The 25,355-nt window shown below is 60.7% G+C and carries 18 protein-coding genes and 2 pseudogenes; 1 reads left to right on the forward strand and 19 read right to left on the reverse strand.

Annotated elements, in window-relative coordinates:
* Positions 1-52 precede the first annotated feature (52 nt).
* The 19 genes and pseudogenes from OMP38_RS15505 to OMP38_RS15595 all read right to left on the reverse strand — a co-directional run bounded on the left by OMP38_RS15505 (position 53) and on the right by OMP38_RS15595 (position 23,227).
* On the reverse strand, positions 53-574 hold the full coding sequence (locus tag OMP38_RS15505; protein WP_277565941.1) for a DinB family protein: 522 nt from the start codon (positions 572-574) through the stop codon (positions 53-55).
* A 100-nt stretch (positions 575-674) separates the two neighbouring features.
* Positions 675-773: pseudogene (locus tag OMP38_RS35895) on the reverse strand (hypothetical protein); the annotation flags it as partial.
* Positions 774-1,021: 248 nt separating this feature from the next.
* Positions 1,022-1,918: an SDR family oxidoreductase gene (locus tag OMP38_RS15515; protein WP_420869658.1), complete on the reverse strand. Its 897-nt coding sequence runs from the start codon at positions 1,916-1,918 to the stop codon at positions 1,022-1,024.
* Between the two features lie 83 nt (positions 1,919-2,001).
* On the reverse strand, positions 2,002-2,880 hold the full coding sequence (locus OMP38_RS15520; protein ID WP_338130574.1) for a Gfo/Idh/MocA family protein: 879 nt from the start codon (positions 2,878-2,880) through the stop codon (positions 2,002-2,004).
* A 97-nt stretch (positions 2,881-2,977) separates the two neighbouring features.
* A pseudogene (locus OMP38_RS15525) lies at positions 2,978-3,247 on the reverse strand (Gfo/Idh/MocA family oxidoreductase); the annotation flags it as partial.
* Positions 3,248-3,382: 135 nt separating this feature from the next.
* Entirely contained in the window at positions 3,383-5,044 is a 1,662-nt protein-coding gene (locus OMP38_RS15530; protein ID WP_277565942.1) for a DUF4091 domain-containing protein, read from the reverse strand.
* A 29-nt stretch (positions 5,045-5,073) separates the two neighbouring features.
* The gene (locus OMP38_RS15535; RefSeq protein WP_277565943.1) at positions 5,074-8,706 is read right to left on the reverse strand and encodes a right-handed parallel beta-helix repeat-containing protein; all 3,633 of its coding nucleotides are present in this window, start codon (positions 8,704-8,706) and stop codon (positions 5,074-5,076) included.
* A gap of 125 nt (positions 8,707-8,831) precedes the next feature.
* Positions 8,832-8,957 (reverse strand): helix-turn-helix domain-containing protein, encoded by a 126-nt coding sequence (locus tag OMP38_RS35900; protein WP_420869697.1) that lies wholly within the window; start codon positions 8,955-8,957, stop codon positions 8,832-8,834.
* A gap of 1,222 nt (positions 8,958-10,179) precedes the next feature.
* Complete coding sequence (locus OMP38_RS15545) at positions 10,180-10,770, reverse strand: cache domain-containing protein (RefSeq protein ID WP_277565945.1); 591 nt, start codon at positions 10,768-10,770, stop codon at positions 10,180-10,182.
* Positions 10,771-10,834: 64 nt separating this feature from the next.
* Entirely contained in the window at positions 10,835-11,197 is a 363-nt protein-coding gene (locus tag OMP38_RS15550; protein WP_277565946.1) for a hypothetical protein, read from the reverse strand.
* Positions 11,198-11,214: 17 nt separating this feature from the next.
* Complete coding sequence (locus OMP38_RS15555; RefSeq protein ID WP_277565947.1) at positions 11,215-12,615, reverse strand: enolase C-terminal domain-like protein; 1,401 nt, start codon at positions 12,613-12,615, stop codon at positions 11,215-11,217.
* A complete protein-coding gene (locus OMP38_RS15560; RefSeq protein WP_277565948.1) occupies positions 12,612-13,544 on the reverse strand; it encodes a Gfo/Idh/MocA family oxidoreductase in 933 nt (310 codons plus the stop codon). The genes OMP38_RS15555 and OMP38_RS15560 overlap by 4 nt, the downstream gene beginning before the upstream one ends.
* 16 nt (positions 13,545-13,560) lie before the next feature.
* The gene (locus tag OMP38_RS15565) at positions 13,561-14,511 is read right to left on the reverse strand and encodes a carbon-nitrogen hydrolase family protein (RefSeq protein WP_277565949.1); all 951 of its coding nucleotides are present in this window, start codon (positions 14,509-14,511) and stop codon (positions 13,561-13,563) included.
* 22 nt (positions 14,512-14,533) lie between these two features.
* Positions 14,534-15,520 (reverse strand): hydroxyacid dehydrogenase, encoded by a 987-nt coding sequence (locus OMP38_RS15570; RefSeq protein ID WP_277565950.1) that lies wholly within the window; start codon positions 15,518-15,520, stop codon positions 14,534-14,536.
* A 93-nt stretch (positions 15,521-15,613) separates the two neighbouring features.
* Positions 15,614-17,191 (reverse strand): ABC transporter substrate-binding protein, encoded by a 1,578-nt coding sequence (locus OMP38_RS15575; RefSeq protein WP_277565951.1) that lies wholly within the window; start codon positions 17,189-17,191, stop codon positions 15,614-15,616.
* 198 nt (positions 17,192-17,389) lie between these two features.
* Positions 17,390-18,955 (reverse strand): ABC transporter substrate-binding protein, encoded by a 1,566-nt coding sequence (locus OMP38_RS15580; RefSeq protein WP_277565952.1) that lies wholly within the window; start codon positions 18,953-18,955, stop codon positions 17,390-17,392.
* A 123-nt stretch (positions 18,956-19,078) separates the two neighbouring features.
* Positions 19,079-19,900, reverse strand: coding sequence for a carbohydrate ABC transporter permease (locus OMP38_RS15585; RefSeq protein WP_277565953.1), 822 nt, complete (start codon positions 19,898-19,900; stop codon positions 19,079-19,081).
* A gap of 134 nt (positions 19,901-20,034) precedes the next feature.
* Positions 20,035-20,952: an ABC transporter permease gene (locus OMP38_RS15590; protein ID WP_277565954.1), complete on the reverse strand. Its 918-nt coding sequence runs from the start codon at positions 20,950-20,952 to the stop codon at positions 20,035-20,037.
* A gap of 781 nt (positions 20,953-21,733) precedes the next feature.
* Positions 21,734-23,227, reverse strand: a complete 1,494-nt coding sequence (locus OMP38_RS15595; RefSeq protein ID WP_277565955.1) for an ABC transporter substrate-binding protein — start codon at positions 23,225-23,227, stop codon at positions 21,734-21,736.
* A gap of 204 nt (positions 23,228-23,431) precedes the next feature.
* Here OMP38_RS15595 and OMP38_RS15600 point away from each other — a divergent pair, with 204 nt between their 5' ends.
* Positions 23,432-25,351: a glycoside hydrolase family 36 protein gene (locus OMP38_RS15600; RefSeq protein WP_277565956.1), complete on the forward strand. Its 1,920-nt coding sequence runs from the start codon at positions 23,432-23,434 to the stop codon at positions 25,349-25,351.
* Positions 25,352-25,355: the final 4 nt, after the last annotated feature.

A 25,355-nucleotide genomic window follows, 5' to 3' on the forward strand; every position in this document is an offset into this window, starting at 1 on the left:
GAGGAGCGTCAACGAAAAATCCGGCCGCCTGTCGCTTGCCGAAGGGATTCGCTCACCGGTTGAGAATGCCGAGATATTGAACCCAGGGGCCGACGTCCGTCTTGTAGCGCAGCGCCATCGTCCTGACGATCTGCGAGAGATGCGTCAGGTCGTGCACGACCCATGCCGAGACGAGTTCTCTGGCTTTGACCTTGCCGAACGCCGGATGCGCGCCCGTCTTTTCCAGCCATTCTTCGTTGTCGACGAGCGCCCGAAGCCGCTCAAGACTGCGGGCTCTGAGCTCGGCGAATTCCTCGAGCTTCCGCTCCGTCGTCCGGCTTCCCGCGCTCAGGTGCGCATATCGGTCGAACGCGGGAAAAGGCTTGCTCTCGCCCTCGCGCAAAATAAACGCAAGGCGCGGAATCCAGTTCGTCTTCTCCCCTTCGATCAGATGGCCGACGACTTCGTCCGCGTCCCAGGTGCCCTCTCCTTCGTTGCAGCCCAGCCAGCCTTCTGGCAGGCCGGACAGGAGCGAGGCGAGCGTCTGCGGCGTGCGGCTCAGGATGGCGACGGCTTCTTCTATGTTGAAATTCACGCGGTGTCCCTCCTTTGGGATCGACAAGGTGGATTTGGCGGCGATGAGCGCGATGACGGCGATGTTCTCGGTATCGTGTAAAAGTAAACGATAGCCCCCCCACCAGGTTGCCGCGCAGATCGAACGTCGGCATCTGGTAGCCGATCTTCTCCTTTGCCTCCGGCGCGGCGGACCGGATCGTCTCCCGGACGTCCTGCAGCAACAGCTGGATGTCCGGCGAGAAGGTCTCGATGTAGGCTTCCGTCGATGCAATCGATTTACGGCTCTCATCCATGCCATGGCGCATCATTTCAGATCAAATGGGTTACATCCCCACTGAGTATATTCGAAATGGAAGAGAGATGGTAAATGAAAGGCGCGGCGAGCGTCTCTCGTCCACAGCAAAAACGGGACGAAGCAAACATCGCTTCGTCCCGCTTGCGATAGCCGATCCTGTCGCGGCTGCGCTTATGGCGTCGGCGTGCCGCCGTTCGCGTTCAGCGTCTCGCCGCTCACGTAGCTGGATTCCTGGCTCGCCAGGAATACGTACGCCGGCGCCATCTCCGCAGGCTGGCCCGGACGGCCGAGCGGCGTCGTCTCGCCGAACTTCGCCAGCTTCTCCGTCGGCTGGCCGCCGGCGACCTGGAGCGGCGTCCAGACCGGGCCGGGCGCCACGACGTTGACGCGGATGCCCTTGCTCGCGACCTGCTGCGCCAGCGCCTTGCTGAACACGTTGATCGCGCCCTTCGTCGTCGCGTAGTCGAGCAGGATCGGCGCGGGCTTGTAAGCCTGAATGGACGACGTATTGATGATCGTGCTGCCAGGCTGCATATGCTTGATCGCCGCCTTGCACAACCAGAACAAGCCGTACACGTTCGTCTTGAACGTCGCGTCGAACTGCTCCGTCGTCAGCTCGGCGATGTCCGGCACGAACTGCTGCATGCCCGCCACGTTCGCCAGGATGTCAAGTCCGCCGAGCTTGTCGACCGCAGTCTGCACCAACTGCTCGCAGTAAGCCTCGTCTTTCTGGTCGCCAGGCAGCGCAATGGCCGTATGCCCGGCCTCTTCCACCAGCTTGAGCACCTGCTGCGCGTCCGCTTCCTCCTCCGGCAAATACGACAGCACGACGTCGGCGCCTTCACGCGCGAAGGCGATCGCCACGGCGCGGCCGATGCCGCTGTCCGCCCCCGTGACGATCGCCTTGCGTCCGGCGAGCCTTCCCGTGCCGCGGTACGTCCGTTCGCCGCAGTCGGGAATCGGGTTCATTTCGACTTGGAGACCGGGCGGCTCCTGCGTCTGTTGATACTCCGGTCCCGCCTTCGGATATTGCTTCGTCGGATCCTGCATCGCGTATTGGTCGGCCATCGGGCAATCCCTCCATTAAGCGTTTCGCGAATTTTTAACTGATAGGCTCAAACTCCTTTCTATATAACCTTCCCCGCCTTCCTTTAAACGAGAATGCAGTCCCAATCGATCTCGATCGTCCGGCCGGCAGCCATGGAGAGGTCCGCCCGGAAGCCCGCCACGTGCCCGACGATCGAATGCGCCAGCGAGGTCGAATAGCCGGCGTCCGGATCGCCCCGGACGACCCGCAGGAAATCCTCGACGAGCCGGTGATCGCCGCCCCCGTGCATCTCGCCGGACACCTCGATCTCGACCTTGCGCTCCGCGTATACGCGGTCCTCCCGCCACGGATCGGGATGCCGGACGACGAACGCGCCTTCCTCCAGCTCGCCGCAGATCTCTCCTTTAGTCCCCGTAATATGCACGGTCCTGCAGGCTTTGGAGGTCGCCCCGACAAGGCTGTGCGCCGCCGTGCTCCCGTCCTCGAATTCGAACTGGACGACCTGGTGGTCGACGATGTCGTTGTCGCAGCGCCATACGCAGCGGCCGAACCGGTTGTCCCCCGCCAGGCTCGCCAGCTTCTCCTCGTCGCTCAGCCGCACGCCGTCCAGGTAACCGGGCCATACGTATACCGGCCATAGGCCCCGATCCACGTAGAGCGTTTTGGCGGAGTAGGGGCAACGCTCCTCGATCGGGCAATCCGCCACGCATCGCGTACCGGCGCCTTCCGGCGCGCGGTCCTCGCGGAACTGCGAGAGCCGGCCGAAGCTGCTGACGCGGACGGGCTTGACGCCGGTCTTGAACCAGGAGATCAAATCGAGATCGTGGCAACATTTGGCCATGAGAAACGAAGACCCGTCCCGCTCCAGGCTCGCGAATTTTCCCCGCACGAAAGCGGTCGCCATATGGTGATAATCGACGTTCTCCTCCGTCTGGACATGAATGACGTCGCCGATCTCGCCGGCCTGGATGATCTGGTTCAGCGCCTGGTAAAAGGGGGGCGTAGCGCAGCACGTGGCAGATCATGACCTTGCGGCCATGCGTCTCGGCGACGCGATAGAGCTCAAGCACTTCTTCCTCCGAGACGCCGACCGGCTTTTCGAGCAGCACGTCGTAGCCCTTGCGGAGAAGCGGCAGCGTCGTCCGCACGTGGAGCGCGTCCAGGGTCCCGTTAATGACGGCGTCGGCCAGCTTCGGGCGGGACACGAACGCGTCGACGTCCGCGAAGCACCGGTCCGCCGGCAGATCGTAGAGACTGGCCGTATGCGCCCGCCGGACGGGATTGGGCTCGACGACGCCGACGACCCGCATCGCCTCCGGATGCTTAAGCGCGTACGAGGCATAGTTCATGGCCCGGCTGCCCGCGCCGACGATGACGACGGTCACCGGATCGCCGGACTTGCCCGCCTTGTCGGTAGTTACGTTCACTTTTATCCACCTCTTCTTAAATTAAGGCGCAGGACGATTGTCCTGCGCCGCGTTCGATTAACCGATATGGGCTTTGATCGCCGAATTGACAGCCTCTCTTAATCCCAGCAGCCAAGCGGCGTCATGAGGATATGCGATGAACGTCAGCGGCTCCTCCAACCCGTCTTCGATCATCGCGAGCACCCGCTCGCGTCCCACGAAGCCTTCGAGCAGTTGGAGCGCGCGCAAGTCCTGCAGGGCTTCGTAGAACACCTCCATGCGGATCGATTCGACCGGCGTGCCGTCCGCCCCCGGATAGACGAGGAACGCGTCGCCGGAAGGAAACGTGCAGCCGGCATCGGTCACGCGGTACGGATCGATCGCCTCGATCGAATATTGCGCATTCCAGAAGTTATAGCCCCAATGCAGGAACCCGGCGATCTGGAACTTGTACAGCTGGATGCCGATCACGCGGTTGCGGGCCGAAGGCATATTGAAGAACCGGTTGGACACCTGCTTGTATTGCGCGCAGCAGTAGTAGGTCCACAGCTCCGGAACCCCCCGCTCCAGGAAGGGGCCGATATGATCGTTGGACGGGATCGGCCGCCGCACGAGACCTTGCTCGTAATAAGCGTAGTCGGTGAGCGCGTCGATGATCGGCAGCTCGCCGAGATGCGACTGCATCAGCTCGCTTGCGCTGCGATACCAGGGCATGTGCTCGGCAAGCGGTTCGTCGGAAATGTGGAAGTAGCTGCGATCCAGCAAACCGCGACGGCGGAGAAAAGCAACGAGGCACGGCAGAAATGCGCCGAGGAAAGCCCTGTATGCCTCGCCTGCGGAATCCGTATCCCACCCGAAAATCCGCCGGTACGTCCCGTTGTCGTCGGCCATAATCTTTGGCGCATGCTTCGCGCCCCACTGGGTGAACAGATGCGAAAACTCAAAGTAACGGATGCCGACCCGGTCGCACATGGCGATCCAACGTTCCAGACGTTCGAACCCGAATACGTAGCAGTCCCCGTCCTTCGTCACGTCCACCAGCTGGACCGTCGGCCGCTCCCCGCCGACCGCGGTATCGAGCGGCGGCGTGAACAGCGGCGTCAGCACCATGTTCATGCCATGACGTACGGCCGTATCCAGGTAGCGCTCGATCAGCGACCAGTGCGCTTCGCCGAACACTTCCACGCCGTAATAATTCGCCAGGCAATCGCCATGGAACCATTCGGTGTGGATGAGCGTCTGCGGCGGCAGCTCCGCGTCCACGATCTCCAGCTCGAAGCGCTCCTCCCCCAGCGGCTCGCCCTCCTCGCCCGCGAACCGGACGACGACGGGATGATTGCCCGCAGGGGTATCGGCATCGGTCGTTACCGCGACCCACACCGACCGCCATTGATGGCGAAAACCGGTCACGCCCCGTTCCTCTTGAATCGGGTACAGCGGATCGGGATATAAACCCGGCGTCGCCCGAAGGATGTAGTCGTCGTGGTCATACTGGCTGGGCAGCTCAGCCGGCGACAATCCGACGGCTCTCAGGGAGACGCGGTCTCCGAGCGGGGATTCCGCGCTTACGGCGATCCGCTTGGTCAGCCTCGGCGCGCGGTAAGCGACCTGGAAGGCGTAGGTCTCCCCTTTGAGCGCCGAGCCGCGCATGTATGGGACGGCGCGAAGCGGTTCATCCGCGAATACCTTCTCCAGGGAATGCAGGCACCTTGTTTCGAATGGCGCGTCGGGGTGGGTCATGGGATTACTCCTTCTCTGCGGCCGATTGTTTATTTGCCGGATTGATCGTGAGGCACGGTGATCGTGGCGGTCGCGACGGTTTGGTTGCCCGCCTTGTCGGTCGCCGTGTAGGTGACGGTGTATACGCGGCCTTTTTCCGCCCGCACCTGGAACGATCGCGCGTCCGTACCGACAGCCGCGATAATGTCATTGGCGGCGCTCGCCGGCGCATTGCTCGCGATAGACGTCAATACGACCGAGTCCAGGCCCGATCCTTCATCGCTCGCCGTCACCGCGGCGTCGACCGTGACCATCTTGTGGTTCGGCGGCCAGACGGACGCCTTGTCGAGCTGGACCGACAGCGTCGGCTTCGTCGTGTCCGCCGGCGGGGCGTCGCCTTCGATCTGAACGTCCAGGCTCGAGATGACCGCCTTGACAGGCAGCTTGCCCGCGCCGCTGTACATGCCGATGCCCGCGAGGAAGTCGCCGCCATCGAATTCGACGGTCGTGCTGCCGATGGATACCCAGGCGCCGTCTTTCAGGTAGAACCCTTCAACGTTGTTGCCCGTCTTCACCAGCTTCATCTGGAACGGCGCAGCGATGCTCTTGCCCTGGAAGTCGAGCAGCAGGCCGGTTTGCGATCCCCAATACTTCTGCTCGGCTACGGGCTTCTGCGCGTCCAGGATGCTCTCCTCGTTGCGGAATACGTAGCGCAGCACCTTGCCGGTGCCGTCCGTGCGGAAGTGCACGTGCTTGGCGTCGGCGGTGTCCTTAGCGCGGAACATCAGGCCGACCGATGCCGGGTCGCCGGCGCCGAGCGAATCGATCGTCGCGGTCAGCGTGACCGTCGCATTCGGATCGTTGACATGCACGGGCTTGCTGAAGTAAATGAAGTCGTCGCTCGCGTTCCAAACATTGTCGCCTTGGCCGATCAAGTTATAGGCCGTGCCGGACACCGTGGCGAAGCCTCGGCTGTTGGTCCCATAGGTCCGCACCGACCAGTCGCCGATCGGCGCCAGCGGGCCGTTCGGGAACACCGTGATCACCTTCGTGGCTGCCTTCGTGATGCCGTCCTTGACGGCGATCGCTTCGACCGTGACCTGTCCCGGCGCCAGCGCAGTGAAGGACGCATGGCCCCCGGTCACGCCGTCGATGCGAAGGACGCTGCTGTCGCTCGACGTGAATTGAACGTCGGCGCCGGACAGATCCGCGGCCTGGCCGTTCTGCTGCGTGCCGACGAGCGGGATCGTGCCCGTGTCGCCCGCCGTGAAGACCGGATTCGGCAGGTTGACGCTGACTTCCTTCAGCAGCGAATCGCTCACGCCCGAGTCGAACGGCGTGGTCTCGAACAAGCCGAGATCGTCCGCGTAGGAGAAGCCAGTCGCCGCGTTGCTCTTGTAGATGCGCACGCGCGCGCTCGTAATATCCGGTCCCGTATGGAACGGCACTTCAATGCGCGTATACTTCTCTTCTTTGGTCGAGACATCTTTGTCGGCTCCGCCGTATTGCGTCACGCCGACGATGATCGTCTCTCCCGGTTCGTTGTAGACCCAGGCGACGAACTTATAGTCCGTGTCGGACTTCAGGCCCGTGATCTTCTGCTCGAGACCGCCGCCCTTGCCCAGCTTCAGAACGTTTTGATAACCTCTCTTCTTCCAGGCCGTCGTGCCGGCGATGCTCGACACTTGCTCGAGCGTCGTCGTCGCCGGCGTCCATACGAGCCAGTTGTCCAGCGTTCCGTCGAAGCCGCTGTTCTTGACCAGGTTCATATAAGGCGTCACGATCTGCGTATACGACGGATTCGGCGGATGGTTGAAGTCCGGCCCCACCGTCCAGTCCGCGCCGCCGTACTCGTAAGCGCCCGCGTCGGGCGCCGCGCCGGCGTACCCGTTCGTGATGCCCTCGATGAAGGCCCCCGTATTGATGGCCGTAGAACCGGCGCCGAGACGGTAGTTGCGATTCGCAGGATCGACGAAGTTCACGCCGCTGGCCGATACCGTGTTGTACCCGCTGGCCGTATCCGCCGTGAGCGATACCGCGTTCGTGAAGATGTTGTTGTACACCCTCGAACCGTACAGCTCCTGGTCGTAAGGCGCGGAGCCCCAGTACCCGACGCTGCTCACGTCGTTGTTCGCGACCGTATTGTTGTAGATCAGCCGATAATTGCCCGGCGTATTCAGCTGAATGCCGACGTTGTTGTTGTAGATAACGTTGTGGTGGGCGACGACATTGGAGGCGTAGTTGTCGAAGTACAAGCCGACGCTCATGTCCGTGCCCTTGCTGTCGTGAATCAGGTTGTGGTGAATCTCGCTGTTGCCCATGTCCGCGCCCCAGCTGTAGATCAGCGCGCCGTCGCGGGACAGCCACATGCCGTCGTGGATGTCGTTGTATTGAATCTCCGCGCTTCCTCTGTTCCAGTAGAGGATGTAGCGACCGGAATTATACATGTCGTTGTGACTGATGAGGTTCTGGGAGCCCGTCGACAGTTTGACCACCGGATCGTAGGCCGCGAAGTAACTGCCGTCGTGAATGGAATTGTTCACGATGCGGTTGTTGCTGCCGTCGATGTTGATCAGCGTGCCAGTCGAGTAGGCGATATGGCTGTTCTTAACCTCGTTGTTGCTGCCGCCGATATTGATGCCGCCCGTGAGCTGGTGGGCGACGGACGTGCCGTGCGACTCGGTGGAGAAGTACAAATATTCGGCCGTGATGCCGTCGAGCACGTTGTAGCTCGCGCCGCCATCCATCGGGATGCTGCCCGCGAAGGTCTGCAGCCCTTCCAGATGGATATAGGAGCGCCCGCTCAGATCGAACGTCTTGAGGCGCTGCTTGATCTCGACGTTCTGCGGCTTGCCGCCGTCCGGCGCCCACAGGTACACCTTGCGCGCAGCCGAGTCGACGTACCATTCGTGCGGCGCGTCCAGCTCGCTGCGGAGGCCCGACAGATAGAAGGTGGACCCCTGCTTGGGCCACATATAGTCAAAGTTTTGGATGATCTTCGGGTAGCTCAGCGTATGCGTCGCCGCGTCAAAGCCGGAGATCTTGGTCGATACCGGGTCATAAGCGTCGCCGCCCCGCATCCACATCGTCGCGCCGACCCAGTACCCGTCGGCTTGCGTCAGTTGATCGCTGGACAGCGTCGTTTCCGAGCCGCCCGACGCGATCCCTACGTGTTTCTTCAGCTCGGGCAGCGTGTAGTCGTCGATATTGGGCCATCTGGCCTCCCACAGCGTCGTGACGTCGCTGCCGTCCCGAATGAAGAGCTGGTTCTGGTCGCCCAGGCTGTTCATGCCCGTGGGCAGGTCGGCGACATAGATATGCCCCGAATCCAGCGTCCAGCCGCCGATCTCCTCGGTGCCGCTGACGACGACGGTCGCGCCAGGCTCCGCCGCGTAAGTAATCGGCTGGCCGGTCGTCCCGCTTTCGGCCGGTCTGACCGTCTCGCGATAGGTCCCCGAGTCGATCAGGCACTTATCTCCCGGATGCATGACGGTCGCGCACTGGCCGATCGTCAGGAAAGGCGTCGCGGACGAGCCGTCCGCCGCGTCGCTGCCCGTCTTCGAGACGTGGTACGTATTCGTTGCCGCCTGCGCGCCCGGCGCAGGCACGACCCCGATAGCCAATAATGCAATCATAAATGCCGCCATGCTGGAAACAAGCTTCGATCTCTGCTTCTTGTACAAGAACCATACCTCCTCTTGTCAGATGGCGGATCGGTTCAATCCGCACCTCATACAGTAGCAGGACGGGAAAGAAAAAAGTGCAAAATCTGCACTTTTCCCCCTTGTCGCGCTCAACGATATGGATTTTAGTATATTGCACTTACATTCCCATCGATTTTTTTGATCCGGTAATCCTTCGGCGTCGTGCCGAAACGCTTTTTGAACAGCTTGAAGAAGTAGCTTTGCGAGCTGAACCCGACCTTCTCCGAAATCTCGTTGACCTGCCAGTTGTTTTTTTTCGAGCAGGATTACCGCGTTTTGCAGACGGACCTCGTTGATATAGTCGGCCACCGATATGGTCTCGAACTTTTTTGAAGATCCGGCCCACGTAAGCCGGCGACATCTTGAGCAGATCCGAGATCTCCTGGAGGCTGAGATTCGTATTGGCGTAGTTCGACTGAATGACGTCCTTGATCGTATCGACGATGACCTGGACCTTGTTTTCGACGACGGCCTTGTGATCGACGAAGATCGCGCCCAGAATCTGAACGAACGCTTCGAAAATCTCGTCGAGCGTCTCCTTTTCGAACACGAGCCCGTCGACGGAGCGCAGGTCGAGCGTCAGCGGAGATACCTTGTTCTGGTTGATCTCGCGGATCGTCTGCTTGATGATGATGCCGACGTGAACGACCGACTGGATGACCGCGTCCGAGCTCATGCCGGAGATGACGCCCCGAATCCGGTCCAGCTCTTGATGGACTTGCTCTTGCCGGCCCGACTTGATCCCCTCGATCAGCTTGCGTTCGAGCTCGGGCGGGATCTGCGCGTCGTGATTGTCCTGCTTTTCCCGAACGATATCGGGCGTGATCACCGCGTTCGCGCCGACGTTCATCCGATACTGCAAATAGTCGAGCGTCCGTTCGTAGGAATAGGTCAGCTCGCCGTACGACGGAACGAGATCGCTAAGCGCCACCGTGAACGTAATGTGATAGAGATCGTTTACGATCGTTTGCGCTTTGCGCATGGACGCCGAGATTCGCTCGTACGTATCCTCGTCCGGCTTGCCGATGTCGAACAGCAGCACGAAATGCTCCTCACGAAGATCCACCGCGTCCACAGGGAGGACCTCGGAGACGACCTCCTGCACGATGTTGGAGACGGCGAACTGCAGCAGCTTCAGATCCAATCCCCGGGTGTTTTTCAGCTTCTTGTAGTCGTCTACCTTAATGACGCCGAGCACGAAGGGCCACTCCAGGTCCGTCTTGAGGTACCCCCGTTCGCGGAACGACCGCAGCTCTTCCGCCGTAATCGCGGTGCTGTCCGTCACGAGTTTGCGAAGGTGATAAGAGCAGATAATATTTTCGTTGCCGGCTTGCCTGGATTGCTCCGAGGCGAGTTTGTCGACCAGTCGGTCGTAAATATCCGTAACGTAGCTGAATTCGTCCTTGCCCTGCGGCCGATCCTTCGCCACGCCAGGCACGCGCTCGGTCTGCTTCAGCAGCACGTTGACCGGATTGTACAGCTTGTTGGACACGAAGAGGGAAGCGAGGAGCGCCAGGAAAAGGAGATCGCGGCTACGGTAATGAACACCTTTTTCAGCTGCTCGATCTGCGCCAGCACGCCCGTATAGGGCTCGATGTCCACGATGACCCAGTCCGTCGACGCGTTCGCCATATAGTTTACGATCTGCTTCTGGCCGTCCAGCTTGTAGGTGAATTGGGACACCGCTTGGTTCGAGGCGTCGATCCTTCTATAAATCTCGTCCTTGAGCTCGGAGAGTCCTTCGTCCGCCGGCGCGACGGGACTGTAGATCTCCTTGTTCTGGTCGAGGATGAAGATGCGGTTGGACGGATCGTCGGACCTCGCGTTCATCAGCTCGAGCTTCTGGAAGAGCCACTCCGGCTTGATATTGATGATGAGAGCGCTGTCGGTTTTGTTGTAGGCTTCGAGCGAATCGTACATAAATAACGAAAAGATCTCCTGGGAATTTTCAGGGCGCTCCGTGTTCGGCGCGTAGGCGATCGGCATCAGCTGCATTTTATAAATGGACTTGGTGCCGGCCAGATAGCTTTTCGTAATGTCCATGAGATTGCTCTTCGGATTCGAGATGGAATCGTCGCCGCTCGTGAAGTAAGTATCCCGCTTGCTGTTATAAAAAAACGATGGAATGAACGAACGAGTTGTAGGCGATCGTCTTGTTGAGCTTGTTGATCCGCAGCGTATCCTCGAAGCGGTCCAGCTCACGGCTGAACAGCAGATGCGCCATATCGTTATCGTAATAGAGGGAGATCGCGAAGTTTTTGACCGTCTCGTTCATGTAGGAAATGTTGTAGTTGATCTGGGAGAGAACCTTCTCGTTGGCTTCGCGCTGAGAATCGAGACTGATCTTCCTCGAATACATGTACGCAGAAAGCAAAGAAGCCAGCATGGACGCCACGATCAATAGATTGATCGAGATCATGATGCGCATCAAGTATTTGCGTTCTCTGTATTTTCGCAGGTAGTGTGTCATGGCTGATCCCTCCATCTCTACCTTAACAGGAATACAAACGAAGAGAAAAGTGCAAAATCCGCACTTTTCTCCATTACAGACCGTATGAAAAGCTTCATTATGACAGCGGTTGAAATGATTGCTAATCCAGATTGCACAGCAAATCGTAATAATCGCTTCGATCGAGGGCGCCCCCGCTGCGCGCGTAAAACGCCTCGTCGAGCCGGAACATGCCGGACGACGCGCCGATCCAGCTCGCATTCGGAAGCGGATGGCGGCGCGCCATCTCCGCCCAATGCCGGTAGTTCTGCCCGCCGTTCGATTCGATCAGCCCCATGTCCAATCCGGGCAGCGGCGCGAGTCGCGCGGCCAGGTTTTTTGTTCCAATCGACCATGACCGGGTTCGCCGTCAGGTCCGCGCAAAAGCAAGGGATCCCGTAGGCGGCCGCCGTCCGGGCGATCCGCAGGCTCATGCTCATCGTCTTGGCGACGGGCTTGAGCGCAAGCGCGCCGTAGCCCATTTGGATGCGCGCTATCGCATCCCCTTCGTCGTGCACGCTCTCGTCGCCGGCCACCCGCACGGGCAGGTCCGCCACGCTCGCATGCACATGCTCGGGAAACGGCTCCTCCACGACCAGGACGCGGTCCAGCGCGCCGGTCCGTTCCGCCGCCTCGATCAGCCGGTGCAAGGGCTCCGTGCCGGCGTAGCGTCCGTTGATATCCAGATAATACGCGACTTTCCCATTCGCGGTATGCGGACAGTCGCGGCGCTCCGCGATCCGGTGAATCTCCTCGAGCCGCCGGATGTCCCATGCGAGCATCTTGTCCGGATCGCCGTCGCCGTCCGGATCGGACCCGAGCTTGATTTTGAGGACGAAGTAGCCTTCGTCCAGCAGCGCTTCGACGTCCGCCGCCGTCATGCCATACGACACGACCGGCGTGCAGGCCAGCCGGTCGTGTCGGGCCGTCAGCGCGGAGCGGTAGGCTTCAGGTATCATCTCGTAGAAGGAGGCGTCCGTGTGGCGCCTGGCGAGCAGCGCCCAGGCGGCATGGTCCACCGGCACGAGCGCGTTCAGCCCGAAGGTGGCGCGGAGCCTGCCGCGTCCCCACGCCCTGTCCGCGTAGGCGAGCGTCGGACCGGTCAGGCCGTCCAGCAGATCGAGCGGCGTCCCGAAGGACATGCCGGCAGCCGTCTCCAGCGCGTGCGCGGTGATCGTCTGCATGAACGCATTGCCCCGCTCGTGGCCCCATCGCGCATGCACTTCGGGGCCGGACCACAGTACGCTCTGGACGCCCAGTCCCGTCGCCCGGTTACTTAGGTCGTCCTCCAGGCAGACGACGGACTGCCACAGCTCGTCGACGTACCCGCCCTTGAAGCCGAACGGCGCCGCCAGCGGCTCGCGCGCCGTATTCAGACTCGTCTTCTTGATCGTGATCATCGCGTCTGCCCTCTCGCTTTCATGCGGTATTGAGCGGCGAACGCCGCTCCATCGTATCCAGGCTCGGACGAGACCGCCGCTTCGTCGAGGACGACCGTCCGCCCGCCCTCCAGCAAGGAGCGTCTTGCGGCCAGCGCCGCGAGCTCCGCCTCGAGCAGTTCGCCTAAAGACGGAAAGGGTGGAACGTTCGTGCTTGCGCCCGCCAGATAGGGCATCGCGGCCGCAAGGAAGGATCGGTACAGTCTGTCCGCATCGACCTGGATATGCCGGACTTCCCGCTCCGAGACGATCGTTGCGTAGAAGGGCAAGTAACCGGCGGTCTCGCCGACGCTGAGGAATGCCCTGCGGCCGTCCCGCCAGACGAGCTCAACCTGATGCTGAATGTGCATGCCGGCCGACCTGACGCTCGCAATGCCCGGTCCCATGATCGCGAGCAGCAGGCCGTACGCGTGGATCCCGTAGTTGAAGTCGTCCACGGAGCAGCCGGCCAGCGCGGTCACGACGCGATCCGCCGGATCGCGCGTCCGGCGCCAAGCCTCGGCCTCCTCGCAGATGCGCAGCGACGAGCCGCCGGCGATCCGGACGCCGCTCCTCGCCCACGCGAGCAGCTGCCGGATGTCGCGCGCGCTGCCCGCCATCGGCTTGTCGATCAGGATCGCCTTGCCCGCTTCGGCGAACGGACGCGCCCGCTCGACATGCAGGTCCCAATTCACGCTGTGGACGATGGCCGCGTCCACCAGCGCAGGCATCTCCGACAGGCGGTCGCAGACGACCGGGATGCCGTGCGTCTTCGCGAACGCGCCGGCCGCGCCCGCGTCCTGCACCGTGCCGCCGTCGTATACGGCCGTCACCTCGTGTCCCATCTGCTGCAGAATCGGCACCCAGGCGTTCGGGTGGGACGTATCCAGATCGACGATTCCGATTTTCAAATCGCATGCCTCCCTATCAAGGTGCCATCCGACCCGGCGCGCGCCTCGACCGGTCTGCCCGGGCGAAGTAGTCGTCCATCAGCTCCAGCCCGAACTCCGCCACGATATCGTCCGCCGTAACGTCCTTCGATTCGCTCGTCAACAGCACGCACCCCAGGTAGCCGGGATCGTGGATGACGACCGAAGGACCGTATTTACGCTTGATCGCGGGGAACTTGGCGTCGTTCTCGTCGATATGAAGCACGACGTAGTCGAGATTGACGCGGGTCGTGATAAACGAATAGTAGTTCGTGCTGCCGGCCGCGACCTCGCCGAGCGGCGTCACGATCGTGCAGGGCGCGCCCGCGACCGCTCCGGCGAAGTAAGACCGGCAGGCGTACGCCCAGTACCCCTGCATCAGCCCGCCGTGGTACATGGAAGGGAAAATAATCAGATCCGGCTTCGCGGCAGCGTAGCGACGCAGCAGCTCCTCGAAATTAAGGTCGAAGCAGATCGCGGACGCCACCCGCCCGAAGTCGCATTCGAAGATCGGCGCTTCCCCGCCGTACAGGATGTTCGTCTTGACGTGCTCGTCGGGCGTCAGATGGTTCTTGACGTAAGCGCCAGTCACGCCGCCCGCGCGGTCGATCAGCTGCATCGCGTTCAGCCACATGCCGTCCTCGGCTTCGACATGCGCCGGATAGGCGATATAGCAGCCGTGCCGCTTCGCGACGTCCGCGAAAAAGTCGCGAATCCGATCCTGGCGCGCGCGGTAATACGAGAGGCGCCGTTCAAGCGGGAAGCCGAGCGGATCCGGCCGGTCGCAGGCTTCCGGCAGGACGATCAGGTCCGGCCGGTCGGGGAGCACCCGGTCGAGCTGCGCCTGCCAATGGGCGATCATCCGCGAGATCGCCTCTTCGTCGGAGACGTCCGCCGGCACGGCGAGCGGCCGGGGACCCAGACAGCTGATGGTCACGTAGTTCGACATCGCGCTTACGCCTCCTTCTCGTTCAAGCCAATAAGTGCATCTGGTCTGCGCGCACTTCGCCGGCGAGCGCTTCGCCGTCCATGAACGCCTCCGCGTCGAGCACGACGGACTGCGCGATCCGCTGCAGCCCGTTGTTGACGGCGCCGGCGATATGCGGCGTGAGCGCGACGTTCGGCAGTCCGCGGAAGGGATGGTCCGCCCGTGGCGGCTCGGGCTCGGTCACGTCCAGGCAAGCGAAAAACCGGCCCTTGCGAAGCTCCTCGGCCAGCGCCTCTTCGTCGATGACCGAACCGCGGGCCGTATTGATAATCACGCAATCGTCCTTCATAAGCGCCAGCCGTTCACGGTTGAACATATGGTGCGTCTCTGGCAAGGAAGGCAGATGGATCGAGATGACGTCGCTCTGCGCGAGCAGCGCTTCAAGATCGAGTTTGCGCGCCCCCATCGCCTTCGCCTGCTCATCTCCGACGAACGGATCGTACAGCACGATGTCCACGTCGAACTGCCGCAGCAGCTTGATATAGTGAGAGCCGGCTTTGCCTGCGCCGACGACGCCGATCTTGACGTTGTACACCTCGCGCACGTTCGAGCCGTCGCCCCAGCCGCCGTCCCGGGTCTCGCGGACGAGCCGCCACATGTCCTTCAGCGATACGATCGTGAAGCCGAGCGCCGTCTCCGCCACGCCCTGGCCCAACGCGGCCGTCGCATTGGATACCCGGATGCCTCGCTCCCACAGCTCGGGCGTGACGATCGGCTTCACCGAGCCCGCGGCGTGCAGCACCAGCCGCAGCTTCGGCGCCGCGTCCAGCACGCGCGCGGTTAACGGACCGCAGCCCCATGACGTGACCGCGATGTCGGCGTCCCGGATCAGCGCCTCTAGCTGCGCCTCCGAAGGGTCGCCGGCCGTCTCGTTGACGACGACGTCGCCGAGTTTGCGGAGCCGGTCGAGATGCTCCTGCTTGAATACCTTTTCCCGCTGTTCCTTGCCCTGCAGCAGCGCGATTTTCATCCTTGTTGCCTCCCGTACCGCGCAGAAAATAGACGGGGACGAGCCCCAGTCTATTTTCGCGTCGGTATTTCAATTGCTTCTTATCGGTTCAGCTTACTTCTTGCCGTTCGCCGCCAGCCATTCATTCAGCTGCTTTTGCTTCTCGGCGCGGATCTTTTCGGCTCCCGCTTTCTTCAGCTTCTCCTCGTAGATCGGCAGGTACTTCGCCGGATCGAGCGTACCGCTGCCCAGCGAGGCGGCATATTCGCCGTTCACCGCGTTGACGTTGGCAATCTCCGTCTTGACCGCCTCGCCGTTGAAGACGAAGCCGTTATACTTGGATACGCGCGCCTCGTTGTTCATCTTGATCGTCTGCTCGATCTTGTCGGCCGGAGAGCCTTCAGGCAGATATTCGTTGGTGATGTTGCCGAAGATCCAGTCCGTATTCGTGAAGTAGCCCGCGTTTTGGTCGATCTTGATAAAGTTGCCCGTCGTCTTCGTGTAGTGCTTGCCTTCAATGCCGTAGACGAGCGTGTTATACAGCTCCTTGTCGGTGTTGACGAGTTCGAGGAACATCATCGCGCGCTCCGGATTTTCGGACGTGCGGCTGATCGCGTTCAGCGTGCTGGCCGCGCCCGTGAATACCGGCTCGCCGAGCGGCACGAGCACGACGTCGTTGCCGCCGTCGGCGGCCTTGTACTCGACCTCGGAGCCCGGCTTGCCCGTCCAGTCGAACCAGACGGCCGTCGTTCCTTTGTTGTAAACGTCGGCTGCGGACTTGAGCGTCGCGGCATCCTGGTTGATATAGCCCTTCGTATACCAAGAATGCGCGAGGGCATAATTGGCCCTCATCTCATCCGTCACGTCGGGAAGGACGGTGTTCGTCGGATCGTCGTAGTAGACCGGCACCTTCGTGTCGATGCCGTACAGCAGCGCCGTGTAGAAGCCCTTCCACGTGCCGAACGGCGTGATGCCCGGCTCGCCTTCCTTGATCTGCTTCAGGAACGGCTCAAGGTCCTCCATCTTCTTGATCGTGCTGGTATCGAGTTTGTACTTGTCGATGAACCGCTTCTGAATGACGACGCTCGCGCGCTGGGCGGAGAATTGGAAGTTCGGAACCGCATAGATCTTGCCTTGCAGCGTGGCGTCGTCCCAGAACTTCTTATCCAGCGAATCGTACAGCTTCTGTCCGCTCGTCTTCAGCAGATCGTCGAGCGGCAGGAATGCGCCCTTCAGCTGATTCTGATCGAACTTGAACCACCAGCTGGACGTCCAGACGATGTCCATCTTCTCGCCTGCGGCGGTCATCGTGTTCATCTTCTGCTCGTACGTGCCGAAGTCGAACGGATTCAGCTTGACCGTGGCGTTTATCTTTTCCTTGGTGATCTTGTTGACGGCGTCGTTCACGAGCTGAAGGTCGGCGTTCGCCGCGTTTTGCGGATAGTACCAGGTCAGTTCGACGGGCGGGAGCTCGCTGCTCGCCGACGGAGACGCGCTGGAAGCCGAAGGAGACGCGCTGGCGGAAGCCGAAGGAGACGCGCTGGCGCTGCCCGACGGGGAAGCGCTTGCAGAGGCGTGGTCGTTATTGTTGTTGCCGTTGCCGCAGCCGGCCGCCGTGAGCGCCATGCCTAGCGAGATGGAAGCGAGGAGCGTGGTTCGGAAACCGAATTTGCCGATGTTCGTTTTAAGCAAACTAAACCCTCCCAAGGATTGAATTATGGTTCCATCGAATGCTTTGCAGTATGCCTCGCCGTTCGCCCCGACTTGCCCATGCCTGTCGCGGGCTTCCTGCGAGCCGCTCCCATCGTTCGTTTCTCTCAGGCGCCGAGAAATAGACGGGGACGAGCCCCGTTCTATTTTCCGCGCGTTCATCAATCCGCCAGGCGGCGCTTACTTCTTGCCGTTTGCGGCGAGCCACTCGTTCAGCTGCTTTTGCTTTTCGGCGCGGATCGTTTCGACGCCGGCCTTCTTCAGCTTCTCTTCGTAGATCGGCAGGTACTTCGCCGGATCGAGCGTGCCGGTGCCGAGAGAAGCGCCGTACTCTTCCTTGACCGCGTTCACGTTGGCGATCTCGGTCTTGACCGGCTCTGTGTCGAATACAAAGCCCGTGTACGGCGATACGTACGCTTCATCGTTCACCTTGATCGTCTGCGCGATCTTATCGGCCGGAGAGCCTTCGGGCAGATACTCGTTCGTGATGTTGCCGAAGATCCAGTCCGTGTTCGTGAAGTAGCCGGCATCCTGATTGATCTTGATGTAGTCGCCCGTCGTCTTCGTGTAGTGCTTGCCTTCGATGCCGTAAACGAGCGTGTTGTACAGCTCCTTGTCGGTGTTGACGAGTTCGAGGAACATCATCGCGCGCTCCGGATTTTTGGACGTGCGGCTGATGGCGTTCATCGTGCTGGCTGCGCCCGTGAACGTGGACTGCGCCAGCGGCGCGAGCACGACGTCGTACCCGCCGTCGGAGACCTTGAACTCGACCTCGGAGCCCGGCTTGCCCGTCACGTCGAACCATACGGCCGTCGTTCCCTTGTTGTAGGCGTCGGCTGCGGACTTCAGCGTCGCGGCATCCTCCATGATGTAGCCCTTCGTGTACCAGGAGTGCGCGAGCTCGTAGCTATGCTTCAGTTCGTCCGTCACGTCCGGCAAAACGGTGTGCGTCGTATCGTCTCTGTAAACCTCGACCTTGTTGTCGATGTTGTACATGAGGCCCGTGTAGAAGCCCTTGGTCGTGCCGAACGGCGTGATGCCCGGCTCGCCGTCCTTGATCTGCTTCAGGAACGGCTCGATGTCGTCGATCTTCTTGATCGTGCTGAGGTCGAGGTTGTATTTGTCCACGAACCGCTTCTGAAGCACGAGCGACGGACGGCTGGCCGACACTTGGAAGTTCGGCACGGCATAGATCTTGCCGTCCCGCTTGGCGTCGTCCCAGAACTTATCTTGCATCGAATCGCGCAGCTTCTGTCCGTGCGTCTTCAGCAGATCGTCGAGCGGCAGGAATACGCCCTTTTGCTGGTTCGTATCGAACTTGAACAGCCAGTTGGAGGTCCAGATGATATCGATCTTCTCGCTGGCCGCCGTCGTCGTGTTCATCTTCTGCTCGTAGGTACCGAAGTCGATCGGCATGAGCTTGATCGTCGCGTTAATCTTTTCCTTGGTGATCTTGTTGACCGCGTCGTTCACGAGCTGAAGATCGGGATTTGCCGCGTTCTGCGGATAATACCAGGTCAGCTCGACGGGCGGAAGCTCACTGCCGGCCGAAGGAGAGGCGCTGCCGGAAGCCGCCGCCGATGCCGTGGAGCTGGCGCTGCCGGACGGGGCTGCGCTGGGCGAAGCGTCCGTATTATTGTTGTTGGAGTTGCCGCAGCCTGCAGCCGTGAGCGCGGCCGCCAACGAGATCGACGTGAGGAGCGTCGTCCGAAATTTGAATTTGACGTTGTTTGTTTTTTTCAACATGAACCCTCCCGAGAAAAGTTGGATGATGATGCCTATCGATAGATTAAAGGCCGCCGCGCAACCGTACCGCCTTCACCGCCTTTCCCAGCGCCTTTAATGGGATATCCTGATATTCGGTCGCGCTTATCCCTTGATCGCGCCTACGGTCAAGCCTTTGACGAAGAAGCGCTGGAAAAACGGGAAGACGAGCAGCATCGGACCCGCGGACATGATGGCGATCGCGAACTTGGCCGCGGTCTTCGGGAAGTTCGCCAGATTGAAGTTGGACATGACGAGCGCGAATTCGGGCCGCGAGGTGATAAAATCGAGCGAGTTCATCGTCCGCACCAGCAGCAGCTGCAGCGGCACCAGCCGCTCGTTGTCGATGAACAGCAGCGCGTTGAACCATTCGTTCCAATAGTTGAACATGATGAACAATCCGAGGGTCGCGAGCGACGGTTTGGACAGCGGCAGGATCAGCTGCGCGAAGATTCGCCATTCCCGCGCGCCCTCCACCTTTGCGGACTCGATGATCTCGAACGGAATCTTGGACATGAAGCCCTTCATGATCAGCACGTAGAAAGGACTGAGCATCCCCGGCACGATCAGCGCCCAGATCGTATCCTTCAAGTGCAGATATTGCGTGACCAGAATGTAGAACGGGACGAGCCCGCCGCCGAACAGCATCGTGAAGAAAACATAGAAGGAGGTCGGCCGCACCAGGCCGTAATCTCTTCTCGACAGCGTATAGCCCATGCTGGCCGTCAGGATCAGGCTCAGGATCGTACCGACGACGGCGACGAAAATCGTCACGCCGTAAGCGCGCAGGATCGCGTCCGGCGACTTGAAGAAGTATTCGTAAGCGGCAAAGGAGAATTTGTCCGGAATCATCCGGTACCCGTGATGCAGGATCGAGTTTTCATCCGTCAGCGATACGATGACTACGAGCGCTAACGGCACGAGCATGCTAAGCGTGATCAGGATAAAAATCAGGTGAATGATGAGCGTCGACCATTTGAACGAAGACTTTTTTGGCGGTCGCTGTCGTGACTGTCGCGGTGTTGGCGGTCATGGTCTTGGCGGTCATGGAGCTGTCCTCCTTAGAACAAGGAATTTTCTTCGTTGATTTTGCGGACGGTGTAGTTGGCGAGCACGACGAGGATGAGCCCGACGACGGATTGATAGAGACCGACGGCGGAAGCCATGCTGACGTCCCCCAGCTCGCTGAGCGCCCGATAAATGTAGGTGTCGATAATGTCCGTCGTGGCGTACGTCATGCCGTTGTTGTTCGGGATGAAGTAGTGCAGGCCGAAGTCGCCGCGGAACATATTGCCGACGCTCATGATCAGCAGAATGATGATGAGCGGGGTCAACTGAGGGAGCGTGACGTTGGTAATCATCTGCCATCGTTTGGCGCCGTCGATCTTGGCCGCTTCGTACAGTTCAGCGTCGATGCCGAGGATGCCGGCGAAATACACGAGCGCCGAGAAGCCGATGGCCTTCCATAAATGGACGGCATTGAGAATGTAGGGCCATACGCTGGCTTTGAAGTACCATTGAACCCGATCGAGCCCGATTCCCTCGAGCCAGCCGTTCAAGAAGCCGTTCTGGTGATCGAGAAACGCCATCGTAATGTAGCTGACGACGACCCACGACAGGAAGAAAGGCAGGATCATCGCCGTCTGGTAAATCTTCAGCCACTTCTTGGCGACTTCGTGGAGCAAGATGGCCACCGCCAGCGAAAATACGGTCGTCATGAACATGTAGCCCAAGTTGTAAAGCACCGTGTTCCGCGTGATCCGATAGGCGTTTTCGCTCTCGAACAGAAACTTGAAGTTTTTAAAACCGACCCATTCGCTACCCAGAATGCCCTTGTCGTACACGTAATTTTTGAATGCGATAATTACGCCGAACATCGGGACATACGACATGATGAAAATGTAGATGATCGCGGGAAGCGAGAAAATAAACAATTCGCCGTTCCTGCTCACAAACTTTAAAAACTTGCCGCGTTTCATCGGCCGGCGTCCTCCCTGCTGCTTGGATTTGCGTCTTGCGACGAGCTCTGACCTGACGATATCGCGGTTTTGGGGCGCAGAAAAGTGAAGAAATCGTACTTTCCTCTCCGGTCGAGTGCGCGATTTGTTTTTTACTGCGCGATTGCGCACGCGGCCCGGGAAAACGAAAAAAGCCGCGAATCGGACGGAAAATTTCCCGCCATTCGCGGCTGCAGCGTCGTGCATGTGGGGCTATAGTAACGATGTGGCTTGCTCTTATTTCAGGGAAAACTCGTGCTCAGGCGGGGATAGCGATGCAGTGCATCGTTATTTGGCCGGAAACCGGCGCTTGGGCGGGAATAGCGATGCGGTACATCGTTATTTGGCAGGAAACCGGTGCTTGGGGTGGAATAGCGATGCAGCACATCGTTATTTGGTTGGAAACTGGTGCTTGGGCGGGAATAGCGGAAGTTTGTTCCGCTATCGCGCCACAGCGCCCGGTTTGGGCCGGCATAGCGGAAGTTTGTTCCGCTATCGCGCTACAGCGCAGCGGTTTTGGCCGGCATAGCGGAAGTTTGTTCCGCTATCGCGCTACAGCGCCGCGGTTTGGGCCGGCATAGCGGAAGTCTGTTCCGCTATCGCGCCACAGCGCCGAGGTTGGGGCCGGCATAGCGGAAGTTTGTTCCGCTATCGCGCTACAGCGCCGCGGTTTGGGCCGGCATAGGGGAAATTTGTTCCGCTATCGCGCCTTGGGGCTGGAATAACGATGCAGCACATTATTACCTGCACCTGCCCGGCCCAGCTACGCCTTGCCCCGCGCCTTCAGCCATGCGTCCAGCTGCTTCTGCTTCTCCTGCACGATCACGCCGGCTCCCGCCTTCGTGAGCTTGTCTTCATACTCCGCCAGGAAGCGTGCCGGGTCGATCGTCCCGGTGGCGAGGGCGGAATAATATTCGTCGTTGACGGCACGGACGTTCGCGATCTCCGTTTTGACCGGGTCCGAATTGAACTCGAACCCTTCGAAGGCGGAGACAGACGCCTCTTCGTTCGCCTTGATCGTTTGCTCGATCTTGTCGGGCGGGGATCCCTCGGGCAAATATTCGCCGCGGATGTCGCCGAACACCCAATCCGTATTCGTAAAATAGCCGCCGTCCGGATTCACTTTAATGAAATTGCCGGTCGTCTTCGTATAGTGCTTGCCTTCGATGCCGTAAACGAGCAGGTTGTACAGCGCCTTATCCGCGTTCACGAGATTCAGAAGCATGACCGCCCGATCCGGATGCGCCGACGTTCGGCCGATCGCGTTCATCGAACTGCCCGCCCCGACGAAGGCCGACCGGACGAGCGGTACCAGCTGTACGTCGTATCCCCCGTCCGCCGCTTTGTACTCGACTTCGGAGCCCGGCTTGCCCGTGATATCGAACCATACCGCCGAGTTTCCTTTATTATAGGCTTCGGCCGCATCCTTCAGCGTCGCGGCATCTTCATTGATATAGCCTTTCATATACCAGTCATGCATCATCGCAAAATTGGCCCGCATCTCCGGCGTCACGTCCGGAAGCACGGTCGGCGTCGGATCGTTCCGGTAGACGGGCACGATCCAATCGATGCCGTAGAGCAGGTTCGTATAGAAGCCTTTGGTCGTGCCGAAGGGAACGATATCCGGCTCTCCTTCCTTGATCTGCTTCAGGAAGGGCTCGATATCTTCGATCCGCTTGATCTTGGAGACGTCCAGCCTGTATTTGTCGATGAATCGCTTTTGAATGACGAGGCTCGGACGCATGGCTGAGATCTGATAGTTCGGGATCGCGTATTGCTTTCCACCCAGCTTGCCGCCGTTCCAGTATTTCTCGTCCATGGACGCGAGCAATTGACCGCCGTACCGGCCAAGCAGCTCGTCGATCGGCTGGAATACGCCCTTTTTCGCGTTGGTCGTCCATGGAAACAGCCAGTTCGAGGTCCAGACGATGTCCATCTGCTCGCCGGAAGCGACGATCGTGTTCAGCTTTTGCTCGTAATTGGAGAAGTCGATCGGGCGCAGGTCGACGGAAGCGTTCAGCTTCGCCCGCGTGATTTCGTTTACCGCATCGTTCACGAGCTGTTGGTCGGGATTAGACTGGTATTGCGGATAATACCAGATCAGGTTGACGGGATTGAGCCCGGTCGCCGAAGCGCCCGCCGCTTCTCCCCTTCCGCCGCCTCCGGCGCATCCGCCAAGGCATGCCGCGCACATCGCGCAAACGGCCGATACCCATGCCAGGCGGCGCCAAATCCCCCGTTCAATCGCATGGTCCACGTTCAACCGCCCCCTCGCTGCCGATCATTGGATTCCGTATGTCGCGATCGTTCACTTATGTATCAATATAGCAATTCGATCGTCCCCTTGAACATACAAAAGTGCAATATCGCGTGCTTCGAAGATTCAAGTCCTCTGCTAAGCTAGCTTCATACGACCCGGTCTAGCTTCCGGGATCCATGCGTCTTCACGAGGAGGATTCACATGAGATTCGAATGGCCGTCCCTCCGTAAAGCAACCGTCGCAGCCGTATGCGCCGATCGCAGCCAGCAAGGCGAGTTCCCGGCATCGGATACGGACGTCAATCCGACGTTCCGAATGGATCGGCTCGTCGTATCGCTGTCGTCCGGCGACGGTACCGACGTACAAACGGTATCCGTATGCAACGAAGGCCACGAACCGCTATCGCTCCGGGAGATCCGTCTGGAGTGGTCCGCCGCACGGCTCGGCGACACGCTGGATGCGCGGGACTACGTCCAGCTCCATCATGCCCGCGACTTCTCCGGCTCATGCGGCGTACGCCCGATCCATCGGCCCGCGGCATGGTCGCCCGGCGCCGAACCCTCAGGCATGGTGAGCGCGTTCCGTCATCGGCGGACGGGCAGCTGCGTCCTGCTCGGCGCGCTGCCGCCCTATGGCGACTGCTTCGTCGATATCGCCGTCCTGCACGCGCAGGCCCACCGCGACGGCCCCTTCGGACTCGGCTTCCATCTCCGCGCGCCGCGCAGCATCGGCCCGGGCGAGCGCGTCGTCCTGGCGAATCTCATCGTGCTGCAGGGGGACGACGGCAACGCGCTGCTCTCCGAATACGCGGACCTGATCCGGCAGCGGCTCGCCGCGATGAAGTTCGAGCCCCCCACTGCGCGGATCACCGGCTGGAACAGCTGGGACTACTGCGCTGGCGCAGTCCGGGCCGAGGACGTGCTGGCCAATGCGTCGGAGGCGCGGGGACGTTTCGGCGAACGGTTGCGGTATATCGTCATCGACGAAGGCTACGAATGCCAGTGGGGCGTCTGGGATGCCGGCTGGAAATTTCCGCAGGGGCTCGGGACGCTCTGCGCGCAGATCCGCGCCGAAGGCTTCGAACCCGGCATCTGGACGGCGCCGCTCATGGCGAGCGTCTATACGCCGCTGTACCGCGACCATCCCGGCTGGTTCGTCGGCGACGAGAAAGGCAACCCCTTTGTCGAAAATGCGGGCTACGGCAGCATGGTCCAGCTGGATATTACGCACCCGCAAGTCGAGGCGCACATTCGCGAGACGTTCAAGCGTCTGCGCGCCGAAGGATTCGCTTATTTCAAATGCGACTTCGCCCAGCTGCTGCTCGGCGCCTCGACCTTCCATGATCCGCGCCTATCGCATGCCGGCATGATCCGGCGACTGTTCGAGGTCGTCCGGGAGGCGATCGGCCCCGACGCCTATCTGCTCGCCTGCGGCGCGCCGTACGAGTCCGTCATCGGCATCGCGGACGCGCACCGAACGACGGGCGACATCCACAATTATTGGAGTCATATCCGCCACAACATCCGCTCGATGCTGGCAAGATGGTGGATGCAGGAGTCGGTCGGCAATACGGATCCCGACACCGCCATCGTACGCTGCCCGGAGACGACGGACGATCCTCAGCTTAACCGGCGCCTGGCGAAAAATCCGTGGGGGCTCGGCGGCGGCTGGGCGGCAGGCAGGGAGATGAACCTGGAGGAAGCCAGGACGCTGCTGCTCGCTTGTTATGTGACGGGAGGGGATCTCCTGCTCGGAGACGCGCTCCCGAAGCTGAACGCCGCCGGCATCGATCTGCTCGCCCGCCTTCTGGAACATCCCGTGCGGCGCGGTATCCCGCTGAACCTGTTCGAGCCGGACGGCGACGAGCTGCCGATCGTGGCGGCCGAGACGGTCGATCCGAACAAGAGACTGCTCGTACTGTTCAACCTCGGCGACGATTGCCGGACGCAGAAGGTCCCTGCGGACTTTCTCGCGCCGGACTGCGCATGGACGGCATTCTGGAGCGGCGAGACCGTGCCGTTACCGCACGCCGGAGAAGTCGCGCTCGAACCGAGGAGCGCGGTCGCCTGGTGGGTTGCGCGAAGCGGCGCCCCGGCCTCTCGGCAGGAAGCGTCGTCCTGATTCT

The sequence above is a fragment of the Cohnella ginsengisoli genome (assembly GCF_029525555.1).
Classification (GTDB): domain Bacteria; phylum Bacillota; class Bacilli; order Paenibacillales; family Paenibacillaceae; genus Cohnella; species Cohnella ginsengisoli.

Coding starts and splice junctions, on each gene's coding strand:
- OMP38_RS15565 (WP_277565949.1), bottom strand. CDS start 14,511: ATGTCGAACTACGTGACCATCAGCTGTCTGGGTCCCCGGCCGCTCGCC.
- OMP38_RS15580 (WP_277565952.1), bottom strand. CDS start 18,955: ATGTTGAAAAAAACAAACAACGTCAAATTCAAATTTCGGACGACGCTC.
- OMP38_RS15545 (WP_277565945.1), bottom strand. CDS start 10,770: ATGGACATTACGAAAAGCTATCTGGCCGGCACCAAGTCCATTTATAAA.
- OMP38_RS15600 (WP_277565956.1), top strand. CDS start 23,432: ATGAGATTCGAATGGCCGTCCCTCCGTAAAGCAACCGTCGCAGCCGTA.
- OMP38_RS15555 (WP_277565947.1), bottom strand. CDS start 12,615: ATGATCACGATCAAGAAGACGAGTCTGAATACGGCGCGCGAGCCGCTG.
- OMP38_RS15550 (WP_277565946.1), bottom strand. CDS start 11,197: ATGACACACTACCTGCGAAAATACAGAGAACGCAAATACTTGATGCGC.
- OMP38_RS15590 (WP_277565954.1), bottom strand. CDS start 20,952: ATGAAACGCGGCAAGTTTTTAAAGTTTGTGAGCAGGAACGGCGAATTG.
- OMP38_RS15515 (WP_420869658.1), bottom strand. CDS start 1,918: ATGGCCGACCAATACGCGATGCAGGATCCGACGAAGCAATATCCGAAG.
- OMP38_RS15585 (WP_277565953.1), bottom strand. CDS start 19,900: ATGCTCGTGCCGTTAGCGCTCGTAGTCATCGTATCGCTGACGGATGAA.
- OMP38_RS15570 (WP_277565950.1), bottom strand. CDS start 15,520: ATGAAAATCGCGCTGCTGCAGGGCAAGGAACAGCGGGAAAAGGTATTC.
- OMP38_RS15530 (WP_277565942.1), bottom strand. CDS start 5,044: ATGACCCACCCCGACGCGCCATTCGAAACAAGGTGCCTGCATTCCCTG.